Source organism: Nocardiopsis prasina DSM 43845, assembly GCF_000341265.1.
In the GTDB taxonomy this organism is placed as follows: Bacteria; Actinomycetota; Actinomycetes; order Streptosporangiales; family Streptosporangiaceae; genus Nocardiopsis; species Nocardiopsis prasina.
In genome coordinates this window covers 1-2,311 of record NZ_ANAE01000049.1, presented here as the reverse complement: position 1 = coordinate 2,311, position 2,311 = coordinate 1, and the positions used below count along the sequence as shown (strand labels likewise).

Sequence of the window (2,311 nt, the reverse complement as noted above, 5' to 3'; positions counted from 1 at the left end):
CCTGCGGCTGCCGCGCATCCGCAGCGCCGGCGCCGACGACGAAGGCGGACGCGGCCTCTACCTCGTCGACCAGCTGGCCGCGCGCTGGGGATCGCGCCCCACTCCCGACGGCAAGGCGGTCTGGTTCGAGGTCCCGCTGAAGTCGGAGTAGGCGCTGTCCGCAGCGCACCCCGGCGGGGCCGGCGACCGGGCGGCGCCCGGCCGGGGCGCTGAGCCGGGCTGCGGCGCGTTCACCGGTTGGACCACGCCCACAGCAGCAGGACGACGAAGATGAAGCAGACCACGATGCCGCCGGTGGCCCACGGAATGTGGATGCGCGGCCGGAGCCTGCGCACGCCCAGCACCAGCAGGATGATCAGGAGTCCGAGGACGATCAGGCCGTCCCACGCGCCGCTCATCGTGACCCTTTCGCCGCAACCCGTCGAGGGGGTGGCTACAGGCCCAGCGAGCGACCCACGATCTCCTTCATGATCTCGGTCGTGCCGCCGAAGATCGATTGGATCCGTGCGTCCTGCCACGCCTTCGCCACGGGGTATTCCATCATGTACCCGTACCCGCCGTGCAGCTGCAAGCACCGGTCGATGAGCCGATTGGCCATTTCGGTGGTCCACCATTTGGCCTTGGCCGCGTCCTCCACGGTCAGCTCGCCGCGGTCGAGCAGCGTGATCGCGCGGTCGACGTAGGTGCGGGCGAGGTCGGCCTCGGTGGACAGTTCGGCCAGCGTGAAACGGGTGTTCTGGAACTTGCTGATCGGGCGGCCGAACGCGGAGCGGTCCTTGCAGTACTCGATGGTCTCGGCCAGCACCTTCTCGGCGCCGGCGGTGGCCGCCACGGCGATCGACAACCGCTCTTGGGGCAGGTTCTCCATCAGGTGGACGAACCCCTGGTTCTCCCCGCCGATGAGGTTGGACGCCGGAACCCGGACGTCGGTGAACGACAGTTCGGCGGTGTCCTGGGCCTTCAGCCCGATCTTGTCCAGGTTGCGGCCGCGCTCGAAGCCGGGTGTGCCCCGCTCGACCGCCAGGAGGGAGAGTCCGTGCGCCCCGGCGTCGGGGTCGGTGCGGACCACCACGACCACCAGGTCGGCGTTGATGCCGTTGGTGATGAACGTCTTCTGCCCGTTGACCACGTACTCGTCGCCGTCGCGGACGGCGGTGGTGCTGATGGCCTGCAGGTCGCTGCCCGCGCCCGGCTCGGTCATGGCGATGGCGGTGATCAGCTCGCCCGACGCGAAGCCCGGCAGCCACCTGCGCTTCTGCTCCTCGGTGGTCAGCCGCACCAGATAGGGCGCGATGACGTCGTTCTGCAGCGTGAACCCCAGTCCGCTGGCCCCGGCGCGGCAGATCTCCTCGGAGACCACGGTGTTGAACCGGAAGTCGTCGACGCCCGATCCGCCGTACGCCTCGGGCACCCCCAGACCGAGCAGGCCCACCTCGCCCGCTTTGGTCCACACGTCGCGCGGAACGATGCCGTCCTTCTCCCACTGCCCGTGGTAGGGGACCACTTCGCGCTTGAGGAATTCCGCCGCCGACTCGCGGAAGAGGTCGTGGTCGGTATCGAAGAGCTCCCTGTGCATGGCCGGCTCCTAGTCTCGTTGCGGGCTCCGCCGTTCCACGCGCCCGCGCCCCGCGCGCCCGCCCACCGTAACCGAACAAGATTCGGTTCGGCAGGTCCGGAGGAGGGTTCCGGCAAAGTCCGCCGCACCCCCGCCCGGCGCCGCCGCCCGGCGGCGTGCTGCCTAGGCTGCTGGCCACAGCCCGCACCTGCACCGCTCCGGCGCCGATCGGGGGCACGTCCGATGGGGAAGCACAGTGCGTACCCGCGCAGACGCAAAGAGCGGCGGGACCGCGGCGGCATCGCCGTGATCATGACCGCGCTGCTGCTCACCGTCACCGCGAGCACGCCGCTGTGGTTCTTCGGCGCCTCTTTCGGTACGGCCAGCGTGGCCGGACCGCTGCTGGGCGGACTGTTCGTCGACCAGCTGACCTGGCGCGGCCGCCTCCGGCGTGTCGCAGTGCCGCACGATGGCCCGGGCTCTTGCCTGAGCCCGGAAACCGAATATGGTTCGGTAAAGGATCCACGCGTAGCGGACACCGCAGGCTCTCAGGAGGGCACAGTGGCTGAGGCATACATCGTCGGGGCCGTCCGGACCCCGGTAGGAACGAAGAAGGGCGCCCTCGCGGGCGTGCACCCGGCGGACCTGGGCGCGCACGTCCTCAAGGAGCTGGTCGACCGCACCGGAGCCGACCCGGAGGCGGTCGAGGACGTCGTCATGGGCTGCGTGAGCCAGGTCGGACCCCAGGCACTCGAC

General features: G+C 70.2%; 4 protein-coding genes. 2 read left to right on the top strand and 2 right to left on the bottom strand.

What is annotated here, in order from left to right; translation table 11 throughout:
• Positions 1-151: ATP-binding protein (locus tag D452_RS31165; RefSeq protein ID WP_169336551.1), on the top strand; the 151-nt coding region annotated here is incomplete at its 5' end.
• 79 nt (positions 152-230) lie between these two features.
• Here the strand turns inward: D452_RS31165 and D452_RS30780 are convergent.
• Both D452_RS30780 and D452_RS0101280 read right to left on the bottom strand, forming a co-directional pair.
• Complete coding sequence (locus D452_RS30780) at positions 231-398, bottom strand: hypothetical protein (protein WP_017542354.1); 168 nt, start codon at positions 396-398, stop codon at positions 231-233.
• Positions 399-433: 35 nt separating this feature from the next.
• Positions 434-1,576, bottom strand: a complete 1,143-nt coding sequence (locus D452_RS0101280; RefSeq protein ID WP_017542353.1) for an acyl-CoA dehydrogenase family protein — start codon at positions 1,574-1,576, stop codon at positions 434-436.
• Positions 1,577-2,116: 540 nt separating this feature from the next.
• Here D452_RS0101280 and D452_RS29355 point away from each other — a divergent pair.
• Positions 2,117-2,311: thiolase family protein (locus D452_RS29355; protein ID WP_449289513.1), on the top strand; the 195-nt coding region annotated here is incomplete at its 3' end.